The organism is Pseudomonas asplenii, from assembly GCF_900105475.1.
Taxonomy (GTDB): Bacteria; Pseudomonadota; Gammaproteobacteria; order Pseudomonadales; family Pseudomonadaceae; genus Aquipseudomonas; species Aquipseudomonas asplenii.
Window position 1 is genome coordinate 187,962 of record NZ_LT629777.1, and the last position, 19,675, is coordinate 207,636.

The window sequence follows — 19,675 nt, forward strand, 5'->3', positions numbered from 1 at the left end:
CAGGCCAGCGACGCTGGTTGGCAGATGCCGATGGGGATATCGACGCCTACCTTTAAGACACTGAAACCCTCATGAAGTGCCGTTTACGCAATATTTTGAAACATGCATTCAACGGCACCCAAGGGATTCGCGCGACTGTCTCAGGGACGCGCGTTGAGCTGCTGTTGCAGGTTCTGGATCTGGCTCTGCAGGGTGTTGATATTGCGTGTGACCTGCCCTCGGAAAGCGTCGAACTCCGCCGTGCTGGCGCCCTGGCCGCCCGCCGCCTGGCGATTGTCCTGCTCGCTCTTGAGCACGATCATGTCCTGCTCCAGACGCTCCAGCGCTGCACTCGGATTGCCCTGCTTCTTCAAGGCGGCGATGTCGGCCGCATGGCTCTTGAGCTCGGCGTCGTATTTGGTGTTATCCGACTGGGCCGTCTTCAGTGCCGCCAGATCGCTGCTCAGGCTCTTGAGCTGCGCCTGCAACTGGCCGTTGGCGGTCTTCAGGTCAGCGGTCTGCTCGTTCATTTTCTGCAGGCGCTGATCCAGACCGGTCTGCTGCCCGGCGACGCCCTGCTGCTGACGATCCTGTTCCTGCAACTTGCCCTCCAGTTGCCGGATCTGCGACTTCAGGGCTTCGGTATCGCTGGTGCTGCTCGTTTCGCTCGACGCCACCTTGCCGGAGATCGCCTGCAGGCGCCCCGCCGCTTCCTCGCTGATACGCGCGAAGCTTTCCTGGGTGGCCACCAGTTGCTGCTCCATCAGCGAGATCTGCTGGAAGCTCCACCAGGCCAGCCCGGCAAAGGCAAAGAACAGCGCCCCCACCAGCGCCCACAATGGACCGGTACTCGGCCCCTTGACCTTGACCACCGGCGTGCTGCGCGAAGCAACCCGCGTGCGCTCACGCGCGGCGGGAGTGACCGGAAACTCGTCGTCATCCTCCACGTCGGCACGCAGGCTCGGTACATCATCGAAATCGTCGTTGGCATCGTTACGCATGAAAGAACCTTTACGAACCCGTTTAATGGCTAAATACGCGAGTATAAACCCGTTACCCGCCGCTCTGATCGACTCTGAACCGGGCGTTCGGTTCAGTGCTGGTCACCGAATGTTTCAGCGCGCAGCCGGCTCCTGAGCCTGCCACCAGTGGCAGAACTCATCCAGCGCCGCCCACAGGCTGACCTTCGGCTCGTAACCCAGATAATGCCGTGCGCGACTGATGTCGAGGGTGAAATCCTTGTTCATGACCTGCATGCCGAGTCGCGACAGCGTCGGCTCCGGGCGTCCCGGCCATAACGCACACGCCGCTTCGTTGAGCGCCGCGACGCTGTAGGCAAGACCGTAGGAGCGGTAACGCGTCACCTGCGGGACCTGCATCTGGCGCATCACGTAGTTGACCACATCCCACAACGGCACCGGCGTGCCGTTACTGATGTTGTAGACCTTGCCCAACGCCGAGCCGCTGGCCTGCAGGCAGCTCAACAGCGCCTCGTTGAGGTTCTGCATGCTGGTGAAATCGACCTTGTTCAAGCCATTGCCGACGATCGCCAGACGGCCCTTGCGCTGCATTTTCAACAGCCGCGGGAAGATGCTCATGTCGCCGGCCCCGGTGACGAAACGCGGACGCAGGGCCAACACCTCCAGGCCGAACTCCTGAGCGCCGAAGACCTTCTGTTCGGCGAGGAACTTGGTCGCCGCGTAGGGATGCCGGAAGCGCTTGGGCAGTTGTTCCTCGGTCAACCCCAGATGCGAGCGGCCGTCGAAATACACCGAAGGCGAGGACAAGTGGACCAGGCGCCGCACCTGCTCCTTGAGACACGCCTCGACCACGTTTTCGGTGACCAGCACATTGCCCTGGTGAAATGCCTGGTAGCGCCCCCACAAGCCGACAGCGCCGGCGCAGTGCACCACGGCCTCGACATCGCGGCACAACTCGCGCACCAGTTGCGGGTCGCCAAGGTCGCCCTGGATGAACTCGGCACCGCGGCGCACCAGATGCTCGACGCCCTCGGCCCGGCGGCCATTGACACGCACCTCATAGCCCTGCTCGAGGGCGCAACGCGCAAAGCGTCCACCAATAAAGCCGCTCGCGCCGGTGACCAGAATTTTCATGTCGTCTCCAAATACCTTGATTCGTGTTGCCTGCTACTTAAACGCTGCCGCTCACAGCAAAGGCACCAGCCAGTGGGCCGCCGAACGCGCGAGGTGTTCGGTCAGGTGGCCGAGCAACTGGCCACCGTTGCGCCAATGATGCCAGTACAACGGCACATCGACCGGCCTATCTGGAATCAACTCCACCAATCGCCCCTGTGCCAATAGCTCCTGGACCTGCAATTCGGGTACCAGGCCCCAACCGAGGCCGGCTTCGCTCATCCGCAGGAAACCTTCGGCCGACGGACACAGATGGTGCTCGAAACCACCCTCCACGCCCAACGCGGCGAGGTAACGATGCTGCAGCAGATCGTCCGGGCCGAACACCAGCGCCGGCGCCCGCGCCAGCGAATGCACATCGACCCCGCCGGGGAAATGCCGGGCCACATACGCCGGGGTGGCCAGCGCCCGGTATCGCATGGCGCCCAGAGGCAGGCTGCGCGCACCGGCGACCGGACGCTCGCTGGCACAGACACAGGCCGCCACTTCGCCTGCACGCATGCGTTTGAGGCCCACGGTCTGATCCTCCACCACCAGATCCAGCAAGAGATGGTTGGCCACACAGAAGTCCCCCACCGCCTGTGCCCACCAGGTCGCCAGGCTGTCGGCGTTGATGGCGATGCGCAGACGCTCCGGCTGGCCCTCCTCGTCCAGCGCCGGGACCTGGCTCTGCAGGTCGCGTTCGAGCAGCCGCACCTGCTGCACGTGGTTGAGCAGACGCCGACCGATCTCGGTCGGGCTCGGCGGCGTGGCCCGCACCAACACCGGCTGGCCGACCCGCGCCTCGAGCAGTTTGATCCGCTGGGAAACAGCCGACTGGGACAATCCCAGTACCTGCGCAGCACGATCGAACCCCGCCTGTTCGACCACGGCGGCCAGGGCGGAAAGCAACTTGTAGTCGAACATCAGTTTTCCTAATGAGCGATCATCAATATTTGTTTTTCTTATACAGGATCGCGGCGGAGAATGCCCGCCAGAACGGTTGAACGACCCAAACTCTTGAACGATAAGGAACACCCTGGTTATGTGGCAAAGTTATGTGAATGGCCTGTTGGTGGCGGCCGGACTGATCATGGCGATCGGCACGCAAAACGCCTTTGTCCTGGCCCAGAGCCTGCGCCGTGAACATCATCTGCCGGTCGCCGCGCTGTGCGTCGCCTGCGATGCGATCCTGGTCGCGGCCGGTGTGTTCGGCCTGGCCACCGTGCTGGCCCACAGCCCGACATTGTTGGCCATCGCCCGCTGGGGCGGCGCCGCTTTCCTGATCTGGTACGGCAGCCAGGCACTGCGCCGCGCCTGCTCGCGGCAAAGCCTGCAGCAGGGCGAGGGCCAGACCACCCGCTCGTTGCGGGCGGTACTGCTCAGCGCCCTGGCGGTGACGCTGCTCAACCCCCACGTCTATCTCGACACCGTGCTGCTGATCGGCTCACTCGGCGCCCAACAGACCGAGCCGGGCGCCTATGTGATCGGCGCCGCCAGTGCCTCTTTGCTGTGGTTTTTCACCCTGGCCCTGGGTGCCGCGTGGCTGGCGCCCTGGCTGGCGCGACCGGCGACCTGGCGTGTGCTCGACCTGCTGGTGGCGGCGATGATGTTCGGCGTGGCGGCGCAACTGATCGCTGCCGGTTAAGGGGACAAAAGGCTCTGGAACCTTTATTCCACACAGTTGTTGCGTGGTTAAGCCGCCACCCCGGTGCTATGATCGAAAGCCTGTGCCGCAAGGAGTACAAACTCCACGGCGCATTGTCGGGCCGCCCGTGATCGGCCTTGCGCTCACCGCAACTGACCTGATTAGGAGAACAATCATGGCTTTCGAACTGCCGCCGCTGCCCTACGCACACGATGCCCTGCAGCCGCACATCTCCAAGGAAACTCTGGAGTTTCACCACGACAAGCACCACAACACCTATGTCGTGAACCTGAACAACCTGGTGCCAGGCACCGAGTTCGAAGGCAAGACTCTGGAAGAAATCGTCAAGACTTCGTCGGGTGGCATCTTCAACAACGCCGCTCAAGTATGGAACCACACTTTCTACTGGAACTGCCTGGCGCCAAACGCTGGTGGTCAACCTACCGGTGCCCTGGCTGAAGCGATCAACGCCGCCTTCGGTTCGTTCGACAAGTTCAAGGAAGAGTTCACCAAGACTTCCGTCGGCACCTTCGGTTCCGGCTGGGGCTGGCTGGTTAAAAAGGCTGACGGTTCCCTGGCCCTGGCCAGCACCATCGGCGCCGGCAACCCGCTGACCAGCGGTGATACCCCGCTGCTGACCTGCGACGTCTGGGAACACGCCTACTACATCGACTACCGCAACGTGCGTCCTAAGTATGTCGAGGCGTTCTGGAACCTGGTGAACTGGAAGTTCGTCGCCGAGCAGTTCGAAGGCAAAACCTTTACCGCTTGAGACTGAAGCTCGCCTTCAAGAAACCCGGCCCTGCCGGGTTTTTTTATGCCCACGCGGCAGTCGTTGACGGCGCCTGCCCGCGAAAGTCCCTTGCCTGGATGTTGTTTATCGTTTAAACGCTCCAGCCGACTGCCGCCAAGTCAGCTAAATTGAAAGATGAACCCTCAAGTTCAGCAAGCGCGCTACCGACACAGTGCCTAGGGTCCGAAAAGGCACAAATGTGGCATTTTGGCCAAGCGTAGACACCGATCATCCCCCGCCGCATTGTCCCTTTGACTGCCGGGGCCGGATTGCCAATACTCATGGCTACTTGATGCTACCCGCACGGAACAAGGAATAGCCCTTTGAAGCTGGAACTCAAGAACAGCTTGTCGGTGAAGTTGCTCCGGGTCGTGCTGCTGTCGGCGTTGATTGTCGGCATGCTGCTGAGCTGTGCGCAAATCGTGTTCGATGCCTACAAGACCCGCGAGGCCGTGGCCAACGACGCCCAGCGGATCCTCGACATGTTCCGTGATCCCTCGACTCAAGCCGTCTACAGCCTCGACCGGGAAATGGGCATGCAAGTAATCGAAGGCCTGTTCCGGGACAAATCCGTGCGGATGGCGTCCATCGGCCATCCGAATGAAACCATGCTCGCAGAAAAATCCCGTGAGCTACAGACCTCCTCCAGCCGTTGGCTCACCGACCTGATCCTCGGCCAGGAACGTACCTTCACCACTCAACTGGTGGGCCGCGGCCCCTACAGCGAGTATTACGGCGACCTGAGCATCACCCTCGACACCGCAACCTATGGCCAGAGCTTTCTCTTCAGTTCAGTGATCATCTTCATCTCCGGCATGCTGCGGGCGTTGCTCATGGCACTGGTGCTGTACCTGGTCTACCACTGGCTGCTGACCAAGCCGCTGTCGCGGATCATCGATCACCTGACCAACATCAATCCCGATCGCCCCGCCGCCAACCAGTTGCCCCTGCTCAAGGGCCACGAGACCAACGAACTGGGTACCTGGATCAACACCGCCAACCAGTTGCTGGCCTCGATCGAACGCAATACCCATCTGCGCCACGAAGCGGAAAACAGCCTGCTGCGCATGTCCCAGTACGACTTCCTCACCGGTCTGCCAAACCGTCTGCAACTGCAGCAACAACTGGACAAGATCCTCATCGACGCCGGACGCCTGCAACGTCGGGTTGCGGTACTGGTGGTCGGCCTCGATGACTTCAAGGGCATCAACGAACAGTTCAGTTACCAGGCGGGCGACCAGTTGCTGCTCGCCCTCGCCGACCGCCTGCGCGCCCACAGTGGACGCCTCGGAGCCCTGGCACGGCTGGGTGGTGACCAGTTCGCGCTGGTCCAGGCCGACATCGAACAGCCCTACGAAGCCGCCGAATTGGCGCAAAGCATCCTCGATGACCTGGAAGCACCGTTCGCCCTCGACCACCAGGAAATCCGCCTGCGGGCCACCATCGGCATCACGCTGTTCCCGGAAGATGGCGACAGCACCGAGAAGCTGCTGCAGAAAGCCGAGCAGACCATGACCCTGGCCAAGACGCGCTCGCGCAATCGCTACCAGTTCTACATCGCCAGCGTCGACAGCGAAATGCGCCGCCGGCGCGAGCTGGAAAAGGACCTGCGCGAAGCCCTCAATCGCAACCAGTTCTATCTGGTCTACCAGCCGCAGATCAGCTACCGCGATCATCGCGTAGTCGGCGTCGAGGCGCTGATTCGCTGGCAACATCCGGAGCATGGGCTGGTACCACCTGATCTGTTCATTCCATTGGCTGAACAGAACGGCACGATCATCGCCATCGGCGAATGGGTACTGGACCAGGCCTGCCGGCAACTGCGCGAATGGCATGACCTGGGTTTCAGCGAGCTGCGCATGGCGGTCAACCTGTCCACCGTGCAGTTGCACCACGCCGAGCTGCCAAGGGTGGTCAACAATCTGCTGCAGATGTACCGCCTGCCGCCGCGCAGCCTGGAACTGGAAGTCACCGAAACCGGCCTGATGGAAGACATCAGCACCGCCGCCCAGCATCTGCTGAGCCTGCGCCGCTCCGGCGCACTGATTGCCATCGACGACTTCGGCACCGGTTATTCGTCGCTGAGCTATCTCAAGAGTCTGCCGCTGGACAAGATCAAGATCGACAAGAGCTTCGTCCAGGACCTGCTGGATGACGACGACGATGCGACCATCGTCCGAGCGATCATCCAGCTGGGCAAGAGCCTGGGCATGCAGGTGATCGCCGAGGGCGTGGAGACCGTCGAGCAGGAGGCCTATATCATTTCCGAAGGCTGTCATGAAGGCCAAGGCTATTACTACAGCAAGCCACTCCCGGCGCGGGAGCTGGGCGCCTATCTCAAACAGGCCCAACGCAACAACGCGCTCCTCCTTCAGTAACTGCCGCCCCATGCATATATCAAACCGTAATCAATCAATAGATTATTAGTAAATATTTCCACCACTAATCCTTTACACAAAATGCAAATCTTTCGCATTATGTGCCGGTTTTGCGTGTCCCCACGCGCACTTGCCCAACCTCTCGAAGCAGGATACTCCGCCATGATTCGTATGCCTCTGGCCACCGCCAGCCTGTTGGCCCTTGCCATCGCCCTCGCCGGCTGTGGCGACAAGGACAAGGAAAAAACCGCAGCCGCCACGCCGACACCGGCCGCCAGCGCTGCGGCCACGCCTGCCAGCGACGCTGCCGGCAAGGTTGACGAGGCCGCCGGCAAGGCGGTGGTCGCGCATTACGCCGAACTGGTCTTCGCGGTATACAGCGACGCCGAATCCACCGCCAAGACCCTGCAACAAGCCATCGACGCCTTCCTCGCCAAGCCGAACGACGACACCCTCAAGGCCGCCAAGGCCGCCTGGGTAGCGGCTCGTGTACCTTATCTGCAGAGCGAAGTGTTCCGCTTCGGCAACACCATCATCGACGACTGGGAAGGCCAGGTGAACGCCTGGCCCCTGGACGAGGGGCTGATCGACTATGTCGATGCCTCCTACGAGCACACCGTGGGCAACGCGGGCGCCAACGCCAACATCATCGCCAACAAGAAGGTTCAGGTCGGCGAAGACAAGTTCGATGTCTCCGAGATCACCCCGGAAAACCTCGCCAAACTGAACGAACTGGGCGGTTCCGAAGCCAACGTCGCCACCGGCTACCATGCCATCGAGTTCCTCCTCTGGGGCCAGGACCTCAACGGTACCGGCCCGGGCGCCGGCCAGCGTCCGGCCTCGGACTACCTGGAAGGTGCCGGTGCCACCGGTGGTCATAACGATCGCCGCCGAGCCTACCTCAAGGCCGTGACCCAACTGCTGGTCAACGACCTGGATGAGATGGTCGACAACTGGAAGCCGAACGTGGCCGACAACTATCGCGCCAGCCTGGAGGCCGAACCGGCCGAAAGCGGCCTGCGCAAGATGCTGTTCGGCATGGGCAGCCTGTCGCTCGGCGAACTGGCGGGCGAGCGGATGAAAGTGTCCCTGGAGGCCAACTCCCCGGAAGACGAACAGGACTGCTTCAGCGACAACACCCACAACTCGCACTTCTACGATGCCAAGGGCATCCGCAACGTCTACCTGGGTGAATACACCCGTACCGACGGTACCAAGCTGACCGGTCCGAGCCTGTCGTCGCTGGTGGCGAAGGTCGACCCGGCCACCGACAGCGCGCTCAAGAGCGACCTGGAAACGACCGAAGCGAAGATCCAGGTCATGGTCGATCATGCCAACAAGGGTGAGCACTATGACCAGTTGATCGCCGCCGGCAACGACGCGGGCAACAAGATCGTGCGCGACGCCATCGCCGCACTGGTCAAGCAGACCGGCTCGATCGAACAGGCTGCTGGCAAGCTGGGCATCAGTGAACTGAACCCGGACAGCGCCGACCACAAGTTCTGATCGACACCTGGCCGCCCCTCCTGAACAGAGGGGCGGTCCTGTAGACGGATACCCACTCGCCACAAACGAACCCACTTGCCAAAAACGGCTGATGCCGTCACGGATAACGGTTGGTTCAGCACAACATTTACTGATCTGGGCAAACACTTGCCCAGTCCCGGCCCGATAAAATTCGCGCCCTGTCTCGAATCCTGTTCCTATGTCCATGCCTTCGTTACCCCTTCGCCTGTCCTCGTTGCTCCTGGCCCTGGGCCTGAGTGCCTGCGATGACGCCTCGCGCTTTACCGCGCCCGAACCCGGCGAAGCGCGCTCCGGTGGCCAGACCACGGTGAGCGGGAGCGATCGCAACGCCTTTTCGCTACCGGCGGCCAACCTGTCGCCGAACCGCCGCCTGGACTTCAGTGTCGGTAACAGTTTCTTTCGCAGCCCCTGGGTGATCGCGCCCTCGACCACCACGGCCCGTGACGGCCTGGGGCCGCTGTTCAATACCAATGCCTGCCAGAACTGCCATATCAGGGACGGACGCGGCCATCCGCCCACACCCGATTCGGATAACGCTGTCTCGATGCTGGTGCGCCTGTCGATCCCCAACGCCCCGGCCTACGCGCAACTGATCGAACAACAGGGCGTGGTACCTGAACCGGTCTACGGCGGCCAGTTGCAGGACATGGCCATTCCCGGCGTTGTGCCGGAAGGCAAGGTCCGGGTCGAGTACGAGCCCGTGCCGGTACGTTTCAAGGACGGCACCGAAGTCGAGCTGCGCAAGCCACGCTTGCTGATCAGCCAGTTGGGCTACGGTCCGATGCACCCAGACACACGTTTTTCCGCCCGCGTCGCCCCGCCGATGATCGGGCTGGGCCTGCTGGAGGCGATTCCCGAGGAAGCGATTCTCGCCAACGCGAAAAACCCGCCCGGCGATGGCATCGCCGGGCGGCCGAACCGGGTCTGGGACGATGCCCTGGGTAAAACCGTACTCGGCCGCTTCGGCTGGAAAGCCGGGCAACCCAACCTCAATCAACAGAACGTTCACGCCTTTTCGGGTGACATAGGCCTCACCACGACGCTGCGGCCCTTCGATGACTGCACCGCCACCCAGACCGCCTGCCGCAACGCCCCCAACGGCAACGGTGCCGACGGCGAACAGGAAGTCAGCGACAACATCCTGCGCCTGGTACTGTTCTACACCCGCAACCTGGCCGTTCCAGCCCGCCGGGACGTCGGTGCGGCGCAAGTGCTGGCCGGCAAGACACTGTTTCACCAGGCCGGCTGCCAGAACTGCCACACCCCGCAATTCACCACCTCGGCCACCGCCGCCGAACCGGAACTGGCCAGCCAGGTGATCCGCCCCTACAGTGATCTGTTGCTGCATGACATGGGCCCGGGCCTGGCGGACAACCGTACCGAGTTCCTCGCCAGCGGCAGCGACTGGCGTACCCCGCCGCTGTGGGGCATCGGCCTGACCCGCACTGTCAGCGGCCACAGCCAGTTCCTGCATGACGGTCGGGCCCGCGACCTGATCGAAGCGGTGCTCTGGCACGGCGGCGAAGCCTTGCCGGCGCAGCAGCGCGTGTTGTCGTTCAATGCCGAGCAGCGCGCTGCGTTGCTGGCTTTCCTGAATTCGCTATAAGAAATCCTTAAATCAGAGGACCTGGACATGTTCCGCCCCAAACTGTTGTTCACCAGCCTCGCCGCACTCGCCCTTGGCGCCTGCTCACCTCAGGACCCGCAGGCAATCACCTCGGCGGCCATCGCCAAGCAGGTGATCCTGCCGACCTATAGCCGCTGGGTCGATGCCGACCGGCAACTGGCGGTCAGCGCCCTGGCGTTCTGCCAAGGCAAAGCCAGCCTGGACACCGCCCGTGCCGATTTCCTCCACGCGCAAAAAGCCTGGGCCGAGTTGCAGCCATTGCTGATCGGGCCTCTGGCCGAAGGCAATCGCTCCTGGCAGGTCCAGTTCTGGCCGGACAAGAAGAACCTCGTCGGACGCCAGGTCGAGCAACTGGTCAGCGCCCAGCCACAGATCGATGCCGCGACCCTGGCCAAGTCCAGCGTGGTGGTGCAAGGCCTGTCAGCCTACGAATACATCCTGTTCGACAGCCGGATCGACATGGCCGACAGCGCCCAGAAAGCCCACTATTGCCCCCTGCTGATGGCCATTGGCGAACGCCAGAAGAACCTTGCCGAAGAGATCCTGTCGAGCTGGAACACCCAGGACGGCATGCTCGCGCAGATGAGCAAGTTCCCGAACCAGCGCTACGCCGATTCCCACGAAGCCATCGCCGATCTGCTGCGGGTGCAGGTCACCGCGCTGGACACCCTGAAGAAAAAACTCGGCACGCCGATGGGGCGTCAGGCCAAGGGGATCGCCCAACCATTCCAGGCCGACGCCTGGCGCAGCCAGTCTTCGCTGCAAAGCCTGCAAGCCAGCCTGGCCGCCGCCCGCACCGTCTGGGCTGGGGTCGACGACAAGGGCCTGCGCGGCCTGCTGCCGGCCGAGCAGAAGCCGTTGGCCGACAAGATCGACGCCGCCTATGCTGCGTCGCTGAAGCTGTTCGCCAGCAACCAGCGCTCGCTGACCGAGATGCTCGGCGACGACGCCGGTCGCCAGCAACTCAATGACCTCTACGACAGCCTCAACGTCGTCCACCGCCTGCACGAAGGCGAGTTGGCCAAGGCGCTGGGCATCCAACTCGGCTTCAATGCCAACGACGGTGACTGATGATGTTGCGACGCCAGGCCCTGACCTTGGGTAGCCTGCTGCTCAGCGCGATCACGCTGGGTGGCTGGACCCTGTTCCGACAGAAAGACCAAAACCCGCTGCTGCTCTCGGCCCGCGACGATGGCGACGGCGGACACTATGCCGTGGGGTATCGGCTGGACGGCAAGCAGGTCTTCGCGACCCGTGTCAGCCAGCGTTGCCACGACATCATCAACCACCCGACACTGCCCCTGGCGGTGTTCATCGCCCGTCGTCCCGGCACCGAGAGCTACCTGATCGACCTGCGCGACGGACGCCTGTTGCAGACCCTCGTGTCGCAGCCGGACCGGCACTTCTACGGCCATGCGGTAATCCATCAGAGCGGCGACTGGTTGTATGCCACCGAGAACGACACCCGCGATCCCGGGCGGGGTCTGCTGGGGGTCTATCGGTTCGAGGACGAGCGCCTGGTCCATCATGGAGAAATTCCGACCCATGGCATTGGCCCGCACCAGGTCTCGTGGATGCCCGATGGCGAAACCCTGGTCGTCGCCAACGGCGGTATCCGTACCGAGGCCGAAAGCCGGGTGGAGATGAACCTCAATGCCATGGAACCGAGCCTGGTGTTGATGCGGCGTGACGGTACCCTGTTGAGCAAGGAGCGTCTGGCCCAGCAGATGAACAGCGTCCGGCACCTGGGCGTGGCCAGGGACGGCACCATCGTCGCCGGCCAGCAGTTCATGGGGCCGTCCCATGAGTCGTCCGAGTTGCTGGCGATCAAGCGTCCCGGCCAACCGTTCGTGGCCTTCCCGGTGGCCGAACAGCAACTGCAGGCGATGGGGCACTACACCGCCAGTGTTGCGGTGCACAGTGAACTGCGCCTGGTGGCGTTGACGGCGCCCAGGGGCAACCGATTCTTCATCTGGGAGCTGGATAGCGGACAACTGCGCCTGGATGCACCACTGCCCGACTGTGCCGGTGTCGGCGCAGTCGCCGATGGATTCGTGGTCACTTCCGGCCAGGGCCGCTGCCGTTTCTATGATTGCCGGCAGAAAGAGCTGACAGCAAAACCCTTGGATCTGCCTGCAGGGCTTTGGGACAACCATCTGCATCTGGTGTAGGACCTGGAGGGCCCCTGGCGGTGCGGGGTCCCGGCTTGCCCGCGAAAGGGCATGACCAGCCACCGCATCCCTCACCAAATACCCCCTCTTCTCAACTCTCGCCATTGGCGTAATATCTGCTCACATAGCGTCAAGGCGACGCCTGGGTGCGGGAGTTATCGTGCAAGGCGGTTTTTCGACCTCCCTTTAGCCTCGCTTCCAAGGAACTGGAATATGCTGCGTCGCCGCATGCTGATCATGTTGGGTATCGTCCTGCTTGTCGTACTGGCGCTCGCCGGTTACAAGGCCTTTTCGATCTACAAGCAGATCCAGGTCTACTCCGCCCCCAAACCGGCCATTCAGGTCACTGCCGTCACCGCGAACGCCCGCCCCTGGCAGGAGCGCCTCCCCACGGTCGGCACCCTCAAGGCACTGCAAGGCGTCAACCTGAGCCTGGAAGTTGCGGGTACGGTCAAGACCCTGCAGTTCGAGTCGGGGCAAAAGGTCAAGGCCGGTCAAGCGCTGCTGCAACTCGACAGCGATGTCGAAAGCGCCCAATTGGAAACCGCCCAGGCCGACCTCGGTCTGGCGGAACTGGACTATGGACGCGGCGCCAAGCTGGTCGGTAGCCAGGCGATCTCCCGGGGTGAGTTCGACCGGCTTTCGGCGGTTCGGCAAAAGAACCGGGCCACGGTCAACCAGCTCAAGGCCTCTCTGGCGAAAAAGAAGATCCTCGCCCCCTTCAGCGGGACCATCGGCATTCGCCAGGTGGATGTCGGCGACTACCTCGCCAGTGGCACCGTGATTGCCACCCTGCAGGACCTGAGCAGCCTCTACGTCGACTTCTACCTGCCCGAACAGTTCGTCCCCAAACTGGCGGTCGGCCAACCCGTGCAGTTGAGCGTCGCCGCCTATGGCCAGGAAGTGTTCCCGGGTCGGCTCAGCGCCATCAACCCCAAGGTCGATGAAGCCACCCGCAACGTGCTGGTCCGGGCCACGTTGGCCAATCCTGATGGCAAGCTGTTGCCGGGCATGTTCGCCAACCTGCAGGTGTTGCTGCCAGCCCCGCAAGCCCAGGTGGTGATACCGGAGAGTGCCGTCACCTACACCCTCTATGGCAACTCGGTGTATGTCGTGGCCGAGAAAAAAGCCGAGGATGGCACGCTGCTGAAGGAGCCCGACGGCCGGCCACAGTTGATGGCGGAACGCCGGTTCATCAAGACCGCCGAACGCCGCGACGGACTGGTGAAGGTCATCGAGGGCCTCAAGGACGGTGAGCAGGTGGTCAGCGGCGGTCAGTTGAAGCTGGACAATGGCGCACACATCGCCATCAGTCAGGACAAGATGGCCCCGACAGCTACTCCAGCCCCTCCAGCGAACTGATCAGGGAGTCGATCATGGCCTTTACCGACCCGTTCATCCGTCGTCCGGTGCTTGCCTGCGTGGTCAGCCTGCTGATCGTTCTGCTGGGTTTCCAGGCCTACAGCAAGCTGCCGCTGCGCCAGTATCCACAGATGGAAAACGCCCTGATCACGGTGACCACCGCCTACCCCGGGGCCAACGCCGAGACCATTCAGGGCTATATCACCCAACCGTTGCAACAGAGCCTGGCGAGTGCCGAAGGCATCGACTACATGACCTCGGTCAGCCGACAGAACTTCTCGGTGATTTCGGTCTATGCACGGATCGGCGCCAACAGCGACCGGCTGTTCACCGAACTGCTGGCCAAGGCCAACGAGGTCAAGAACAAGCTGCCACAGGACGCCGAAGATCCGGTCCTGAGCAAGGAAGCCGCAGATGCCTCGGCGCTGATGTATATCAGCTTTTTCAGCGACCAGTTGAGCAACCCGCAGATCACCGACTACCTGTCGCGGGTGATCCAGCCCAAACTGGCGACCCTGCCCGGCATGGCCGAAGCGGAAATTCTTGGTAACCAGGTGTTCGCCATGCGCCTGTGGCTGGACCCGGTGAAGCTGGCCGGTTTCGGCCTCAGCGCAGCCGACGTGACCAACGCGGTACGCCACTACAACTTCCTGTCTGCAGCCGGTGAGGTCAAGGGCGAATACGTGGTGACCAGCATCAATGCCAGCACCGAACTGAAGTCTGCCGAGGCGTTCGCGGCGATCCCCCTCAAGACCGCCGGCGACAGCCGGGTGCTGCTCGGCGACGTGGCCCGGGTGGAGATGGGCGCGGAAAACTACGACACCATCAGTTCCTTCGGCGGCACGCCTTCGGTCTACATCGGGATCAAGGCCACGCCGGGCGCCAACCCGCTGGATGTGATCAAGGAAGTGCGCAAGATCATGCCGGAACTGGAGGCCCAACTGCCCACCAACCTCAAGGCGGAAATTGCCTACGACGCGACCCTGTTCATTCAGGCTTCGATCAACGAGGTGATCAAGACGCTGTTCGAAGCGGTCCTGATCGTCATCGTCGTGGTGTTCCTGTTCCTCGGTGCCTTGCGTTCGGTGGTGATTCCGGTCATCACCATTCCGCTGTCGATGGTTGGCGTGCTGTTCTTCATGCAGTTGATGGGCTACTCGATCAACCTCCTGACCCTGCTGGCGATGGTGCTGGCCATCGGGCTGGTGGTGGACGATGCAATCGTGGTGGTGGAGAACATCCACCGACATATCGAGGAAGGCAAGACACCGCTGGAAGCCGCCCTCGAAGGTGCACGGGAAATCGCCCTGCCGGTGGTCTCGATGACTATCACCCTGGCCGCGGTCTACGCCCCCATCGGTTTCCTGCAGGGCCTGACTGGCGCGCTGTTCAAGGAGTTCGCCCTGACCCTGGCCGGCGCGGTGGTGATTTCCGGGATAGTTGCCCTGACCCTGTCACCGATGATGTGTGCCCTGCTGCTGCGCCACAATGCAAACGCCTCGGGGCTGGCCCATCGCCTCGACCAACTGTTCGAAGGGCTCAAGCGGCGCTACCGCACACTGCTGCATGGCACCCTCGATACCCGGCCGGTGGTGGTGGTCTTCGCGGTCATCGTCCTCGGACTGATTCCGGTGCTGCTGAAATTCACCCATTCGGAACTGGCACCCGACGAGGATCAGGGCATCATCTTCATGATGGCCACCGCACCGCAACCCACCAACTTGAACTACCTGAACCACTACACCGACGAATTCATCACCATTTTCAAGGAGTTCCCGGAGTACTACTCGTCGTTCCAGATCAACGGTTTCAACGGTGTGCAGTCGGGTATCGGCGGCTTCCTGCTCAAACCCTGGAATGAGCGCCAACGGACCCAGATGCAGATTCTGCCCGAGGTCCAGGGCAAGCTGGCGAGTATCAGCGGACTGCAGGTTTTCGGTTTCAACCTGCCGTCGCTGCCAGGCACTGGCGAGGGCCTGCCGTTCCAGTACGTGCTCAATACCTCCAACGACTACAGCGCCCTGCTGGACGTTGCCAACCGCATCAAGAAGCGGGCACTGGAATCCGGCAAGTTCGCGTTCCTCGACATCGACCTGGCGTTCGACAAACCCGAAGTGGTGGTGGATATCGACCGGGGCAAGGCTGCGCAGATGGGCGTATCGATGCAGGACCTGGGCGCGACCCTGGCGACCCTGCTCGGGGAAGCCGAGATCAATCGGTTCACACTCGAAGGCCGCAGCTACAAGGTGATTGCCCAGGTGGAACGCGCCTATCGGGACAACCCCGACTGGCTGAACAACTATTACGTGAAGAATAGCGCCGACAGGCTGCTGCCGCTGTCAACGCTGATCAAGGTGTCGGACCGCGCCCGACCCCGCCAGCTGAACCAGTTCCAGCAACTGAACTCGGCGATCATTTCCGGCGTACCCATCGTCAGCATGGGAGAGGCCATCGAGACCATTCGCCAGATCGCCGCCGAAGAGGCGCCGACGGGGTTTGCCAGCGACTACGCCGGTGCCTCGCGGCAATTTGTCCACGAAGGCAACGCGCTGTGGATAACTTTCGGCCTGGCCCTGGCGATCATCTTTCTGGTGCTGGCCGCCCAGTTCGAAAGTTTCCGCGATCCGTTGGTGATCCTGGTGACCGTGCCGTTGTCGATCTGCGGGGCGCTGATTCCGCTGTTCCTGGGCTGGTCGAGCATGAACATCTACACCCAGGTGGGCCTGGTGACACTGATCGGACTGATCAGCAAGCACGGCATCCTGATCGTCGAGTTCGCCAACCAGTTGCGCCAGGACAAGGGCTTGTCGGCTCGTGAGGCGGTGGAAGAAGCTGCGGCGATTCGCCTGCGACCCGTGCTGATGACCACGGCGGCCATGGTATTCGGCATGGTGCCGTTGATTCTCGCCAGCGGTGCGGGGGCGGTCAGTCGTTTCGACATCGGCATGGTGATCGCCACCGGGATGTCGGTGGGCACGCTGTTTACGCTGTTCGTGCTGCCATGCGTCTACAGCCTGCTGGCGAGGAAGGATGCTTGAAGCTGGGTTCAGGACCACTGCTTGATAGGGGCGGGTGATCTAGCGTTCCCTGTAGGAGCCGGGCTTGCCCGCGAAGCTTTTAATGGCCGCACTGGCCCCTTCGCAGGCAATCCTTGCTCCTACAGGCCCTCGGCAGTCACTGGAACAGCGACTCGCTGGACAGACCGTTCTTCTCCAGGATCTCGCGCAGCCGTTTGAGGCCCTCGACCTGAATCTGCCGTACCCGCTCACGGGTCAAGCCGATCTCCAGGCCGACATCCTCCAGCGTGCTGCTTTCGTGGCCGCGCAGACCGAAGCGGCGTACCACCACCTCACGCTGCTTGTCGGTCAACTCCGATAACCACTGGTCGATACTCTGGGACAGGTCGTCGTCCTGCAGCAACTCGCAGGGATCGGTCGGCCGGTCATCCGTCAGGGTATCGAGCAAGGTCTTGTCCGAGTCCGGACCGAGGGAAACGTCCACCGAGGAGACCCGTTCGTTCAGGCCGAGCATGCGCTTGACCTCCGCGACCGGCTTTTCCAGCAGGTTGGCGATTTCTTCGGGAGAAGGCTCATGGTCGAGCTTCTGGGTCAACTCACGGGCAGCCCGCAGGTAGACATTGAGTTCCTTGACGACATGGATCGGCAGACGGATGGTGCGGGTCTGATTCATGATCGCCCGTTCGATCGTCTGACGAATCCACCAGGTGGCATAGGTCGAAAAGCGGAAGCCGCGCTCCGGGTCGAATTTCTCGACCGCCCTGATCAACCCGAGGTTGCCCTCTTCGATCAGGTCCAACAGCGAAAGCCCGCGATTGACATAACGTCGGGCAATTTTCACCACCAGACGCAAGTTGCTTTCGATCATGCGTTTACGGCCCGCCGGATCGCCGCTTTGCGACAGACGCGCAAAATGGACTTCTTCTTCCGGGGACAGCAAAGGGGAAAAACCGATTTCATTGAGATACAACTGGGTCGCATCAAGGGCCCGGGTGTAATCAATGTATTTGTGCTGCTTGAGTGCCGCAGCATTTTTGGTCTTGGCACGAACTGGGGGGGGAGAACCGTCGTCCTCCGGCATCATGTCCATGACAATGTCGGAGTCCATAAGGAGCACCTCATCGTCGATGTCAAACCCCGGCGCTTCTTTACTGAGAGCCATTTTTATAGTCCCTTGGTGAGTTCGACCTCAGGCTCAAGCGGCGCCTTTATCCCTGGCAACGCTGGAGCCTGTTCCCACTACATCATGAGAACAGGCTGGAAAACGGATCAACGACGGGGCAGGAATTGCAGCGGATCTACGGGTTTACCCTGGCGGCGAATCTCAAAGTGCAGTTTCACCCGGTCTGTACCAGTTGATCCCATCTCGGCAATTGTCTGTCCGACTTTGACCTGCTGCCCCTCCCGAACCAACAGCCTGCGGTTATGACCGTAGGCACTGACGTAGGTATCGCTGTGCTTGATGATGACCAGTTCGCCGTAGCCCCGTAACCCACTTCCGGCGTATACAACTGAGCCATCAGACGCAGCTAAAACAGGCTGTCCCAAATCCCCGGCGATATCAATACCTTTATTCAAACTACCGTTTGAAGCAAATTTTCCAATTAAAATGCCGTTTGCCGGCCAGGCCCAGCCCTTCGGGGCGGGCCCCGGTGGAGGGGTCGGTGTCGCCGTGGCGGTTGGCGTGGGAGTCGCTGCCGCCGGGGTGCCGGCGACGGTCGCCGGGCGTCGGGTGATGGTGGTTTTGCTCGACGAAGAGGACGAAGAGGTCGTCGTCGATGTCGCCACAGCCGCTGTTGAATTTGAACGGCTGTCAAAGCGAATCGCCTGACCGACGTGAATGGTGTATGGCTCTTGAATATTGTTGCGTGCAGCCAGGGCTTTCCAGTCCCAGCCGTAGCGAAAAGCGATCGAGAACAAGGTATCGCCCCGGACCACCACATGCTGGCCAGTGGTGGTCATCGGCCGTTGCGGTGCGGCACTGGCGGAGCTGGTTACATTGCCATTGCGATCCACGACGCGTACGCCGTTCTTGGGAGCACTGGAGCAACCAGCCAGTAACGCACTGAGGGCAAGACCGATCATCAGGCGCTGAACGCTTGTTTTACCCATACGCTGCCGAATGACTGTGAGACTCACCCGCCGCTCCCTTTGTGTTGGCTGACATGAATAATAGAGTGCCCATACAGGCCGTAGTGTGACGCAAGTATAACTGGCCGTTGGAGTTTTACGGACAGCAAAGCCCGATATGCGAGCAGCTTGTACAGTTCGACAGTGAAACTCGACACACTTTTAAACAGACGCTGCCTGCAAGTTCCGGCACTAAGACCGACAACACTCAACAGAATTCAGCGCACGACCTGAACAAATAACATCAAGGCTCAGGCCAGCGGCCCGTTGAGCAGCGGCACAAAGCGTACCGCGCCGAGCACATGCCGGGAAAATCCATGTTCCTCACGCACGATCAGCATCAGTTGCTGGACTTCGCCCGACCCGACCGGAATTACCAGGCGCCCACCGGGAGCCAGTTGGTCGAGTAACGCCTGGGGCACATCGGTCGCGACCGCGGTGACAATAATGCCGTTGTACGGTGCCAGCGCCGGCCACCCTTCCCAGCCGTCGCCCCAGCGGAACACCACGTTGCGCAGGTTGAGTTCGACCAGGCGCTCCTTGGCGCGGTCCTGCAGGACCTTGATCCGCTCCACCGAAAACACCCGCTCGACCAGTTGCGAGAGCACGGCGGTCTGGTAGCCGGAGCCGGTACCGATCTCCATTACCTTGTCCAGCGGCCCGGCCTCCAGCAGCAGCTCGCTCATGCGGGCCACCATATAAGGCTGGGAAATGGTCTGGTTGTGTCCGATCGGTAACGCGGTGTCCTCATAGGCCCGATGGGCCAGGGCTTCATCGACAAACAGATGGCGCGGCGTACGGCGGATCACTTCCAGCACCTGGGGATTGGACACCCCTTCGTCGTACAGTCGCTGGATCAGACGTTCGCGAGTCCGTTGCGATGTCATGCCGATCCCGCCCCGCAGCAAATC

Annotated in this window: 15 protein-coding genes; 9 read left to right on the forward strand and 6 right to left on the reverse strand. The window is 61.9% G+C overall.

Translation table 11 applies throughout. From position 1 onward, the window contains the following. Positions 1–140: 140 nt before the first annotated feature. From BLU37_RS00905 to BLU37_RS00915, 3 genes are all read right to left on the reverse strand, one after another. The gene (locus BLU37_RS00905; RefSeq protein WP_090201961.1) at positions 141–980 is read right to left on the reverse strand and encodes an ATPase; all 840 of its coding nucleotides are present in this window, start codon (positions 978–980) and stop codon (positions 141–143) included. A gap of 114 nt (positions 981–1,094) precedes the next feature. Beyond that, positions 1,095–2,093 carry an NAD-dependent epimerase/dehydratase family protein gene (locus tag BLU37_RS00910; RefSeq protein WP_090201962.1) on the reverse strand — a complete coding sequence of 333 codons (999 nt, stop codon included), beginning with the start codon at positions 2,091–2,093 and terminating at the stop codon, positions 1,095–1,097. Between the two features lie 51 nt (positions 2,094–2,144). Next, positions 2,145–3,038, reverse strand: coding sequence for a LysR family transcriptional regulator ArgP (locus BLU37_RS00915; RefSeq protein WP_010452825.1), 894 nt, complete (start codon positions 3,036–3,038; stop codon positions 2,145–2,147). 118 nt (positions 3,039–3,156) lie between these two features. Between BLU37_RS00915 and BLU37_RS00920 the strand changes: the two genes are divergently transcribed. The 9 genes from BLU37_RS00920 to BLU37_RS00960 all read left to right on the forward strand — a co-directional run bounded on the left by BLU37_RS00920 (position 3,157) and on the right by BLU37_RS00960 (position 16,655). Further along, positions 3,157–3,759, forward strand: coding sequence for a LysE/ArgO family amino acid transporter (locus tag BLU37_RS00920; RefSeq protein WP_090201963.1), 603 nt, complete (start codon positions 3,157–3,159; stop codon positions 3,757–3,759). A 175-nt stretch (positions 3,760–3,934) separates the two neighbouring features. Beyond that, positions 3,935–4,531: a superoxide dismutase gene (locus BLU37_RS00925; protein ID WP_010452821.1), complete on the forward strand. Its 597-nt coding sequence runs from the start codon at positions 3,935–3,937 to the stop codon at positions 4,529–4,531. A 344-nt stretch (positions 4,532–4,875) separates the two neighbouring features. After that, complete coding sequence (locus BLU37_RS00930) at positions 4,876–6,930, forward strand: putative bifunctional diguanylate cyclase/phosphodiesterase (protein WP_090201964.1); 2,055 nt, start codon at positions 4,876–4,878, stop codon at positions 6,928–6,930. A gap of 162 nt (positions 6,931–7,092) precedes the next feature. After that, positions 7,093–8,436: an imelysin family protein gene (locus tag BLU37_RS00935; protein ID WP_090201965.1), complete on the forward strand. Its 1,344-nt coding sequence runs from the start codon at positions 7,093–7,095 to the stop codon at positions 8,434–8,436. Between the two features lie 205 nt (positions 8,437–8,641). After that, a complete protein-coding gene (locus BLU37_RS00940) occupies positions 8,642–10,063 on the forward strand; it encodes a di-heme oxidoreductase family protein (protein ID WP_090210881.1) in 1,422 nt (473 codons plus the stop codon). A 27-nt stretch (positions 10,064–10,090) separates the two neighbouring features. Next, positions 10,091–11,155 carry an imelysin family protein gene (locus tag BLU37_RS00945; RefSeq protein WP_090201966.1) on the forward strand — a complete coding sequence of 355 codons (1,065 nt, stop codon included), beginning with the start codon at positions 10,091–10,093 and terminating at the stop codon, positions 11,153–11,155. A gap of 2 nt (positions 11,156–11,157) precedes the next feature. After that, a complete protein-coding gene (locus BLU37_RS00950; protein ID WP_090210882.1) occupies positions 11,158–12,255 on the forward strand; it encodes a DUF1513 domain-containing protein in 1,098 nt (365 codons plus the stop codon). A 213-nt stretch (positions 12,256–12,468) separates the two neighbouring features. After that, the gene (locus tag BLU37_RS00955; protein WP_090201967.1) at positions 12,469–13,617 is read left to right on the forward strand and encodes an efflux RND transporter periplasmic adaptor subunit; all 1,149 of its coding nucleotides are present in this window, start codon (positions 12,469–12,471) and stop codon (positions 13,615–13,617) included. A gap of 14 nt (positions 13,618–13,631) precedes the next feature. Further along, a complete protein-coding gene (locus BLU37_RS00960; protein ID WP_090201968.1) occupies positions 13,632–16,655 on the forward strand; it encodes a multidrug efflux RND transporter permease subunit in 3,024 nt (1,007 codons plus the stop codon). Positions 16,656–16,791: 136 nt separating this feature from the next. Here BLU37_RS00960 and rpoS read toward each other — a convergent pair whose 3' ends face one another. The 3 genes from rpoS to BLU37_RS00975 all read right to left on the reverse strand — a co-directional run bounded on the left by rpoS (position 16,792) and on the right by BLU37_RS00975 (position 19,651). After that, complete coding sequence (gene rpoS, locus BLU37_RS00965) at positions 16,792–17,796, reverse strand: RNA polymerase sigma factor RpoS (RefSeq protein ID WP_010444707.1); 1,005 nt, start codon at positions 17,794–17,796, stop codon at positions 16,792–16,794. Positions 17,797–17,903: 107 nt separating this feature from the next. Then, entirely contained in the window at positions 17,904–18,773 is an 870-nt protein-coding gene (locus BLU37_RS00970; protein ID WP_090201969.1) for a peptidoglycan DD-metalloendopeptidase family protein, read from the reverse strand. A gap of 242 nt (positions 18,774–19,015) precedes the next feature. Then, positions 19,016–19,651, reverse strand: coding sequence for a protein-L-isoaspartate(D-aspartate) O-methyltransferase (locus BLU37_RS00975; RefSeq protein WP_172833077.1), 636 nt, complete (start codon positions 19,649–19,651; stop codon positions 19,016–19,018). Positions 19,652–19,675 lie beyond the last annotated feature (24 nt).

Bases quoted from the DNA above. Each gene is read 5' to 3' on its own strand.
- BLU37_RS00975 (WP_172833077.1), bottom strand. From the start codon at position 19,651: ATGACATCGCAACGGACTCGCGAACGTCTGATCCAGCGACTGTACGAC.
- BLU37_RS00915 (WP_010452825.1), bottom strand. From the start codon at position 3,038: ATGTTCGACTACAAGTTGCTTTCCGCCCTGGCCGCCGTGGTCGAACAG.
- BLU37_RS00935 (WP_090201965.1), top strand. From the start codon at position 7,093: ATGATTCGTATGCCTCTGGCCACCGCCAGCCTGTTGGCCCTTGCCATC.
- rpoS (WP_010444707.1), bottom strand. From the start codon at position 17,796: ATGGCTCTCAGTAAAGAAGCGCCGGGGTTTGACATCGACGATGAGGTG.
- BLU37_RS00920 (WP_090201963.1), top strand. From the start codon at position 3,157: ATGTGGCAAAGTTATGTGAATGGCCTGTTGGTGGCGGCCGGACTGATC.
- BLU37_RS00910 (WP_090201962.1), bottom strand. From the start codon at position 2,093: ATGAAAATTCTGGTCACCGGCGCGAGCGGCTTTATTGGTGGACGCTTT.
- BLU37_RS00925 (WP_010452821.1), top strand. From the start codon at position 3,935: ATGGCTTTCGAACTGCCGCCGCTGCCCTACGCACACGATGCCCTGCAG.
- BLU37_RS00950 (WP_090210882.1), top strand. From the start codon at position 11,158: ATGTTGCGACGCCAGGCCCTGACCTTGGGTAGCCTGCTGCTCAGCGCG.
- BLU37_RS00940 (WP_090210881.1), top strand. From the start codon at position 8,642: ATGCCTTCGTTACCCCTTCGCCTGTCCTCGTTGCTCCTGGCCCTGGGC.
- BLU37_RS00955 (WP_090201967.1), top strand. From the start codon at position 12,469: ATGCTGCGTCGCCGCATGCTGATCATGTTGGGTATCGTCCTGCTTGTC.
- BLU37_RS00945 (WP_090201966.1), top strand. From the start codon at position 10,091: ATGTTCCGCCCCAAACTGTTGTTCACCAGCCTCGCCGCACTCGCCCTT.
- BLU37_RS00960 (WP_090201968.1), top strand. From the start codon at position 13,632: ATGGCCTTTACCGACCCGTTCATCCGTCGTCCGGTGCTTGCCTGCGTG.
- BLU37_RS00905 (WP_090201961.1), bottom strand. From the start codon at position 980: ATGCGTAACGATGCCAACGACGATTTCGATGATGTACCGAGCCTGCGT.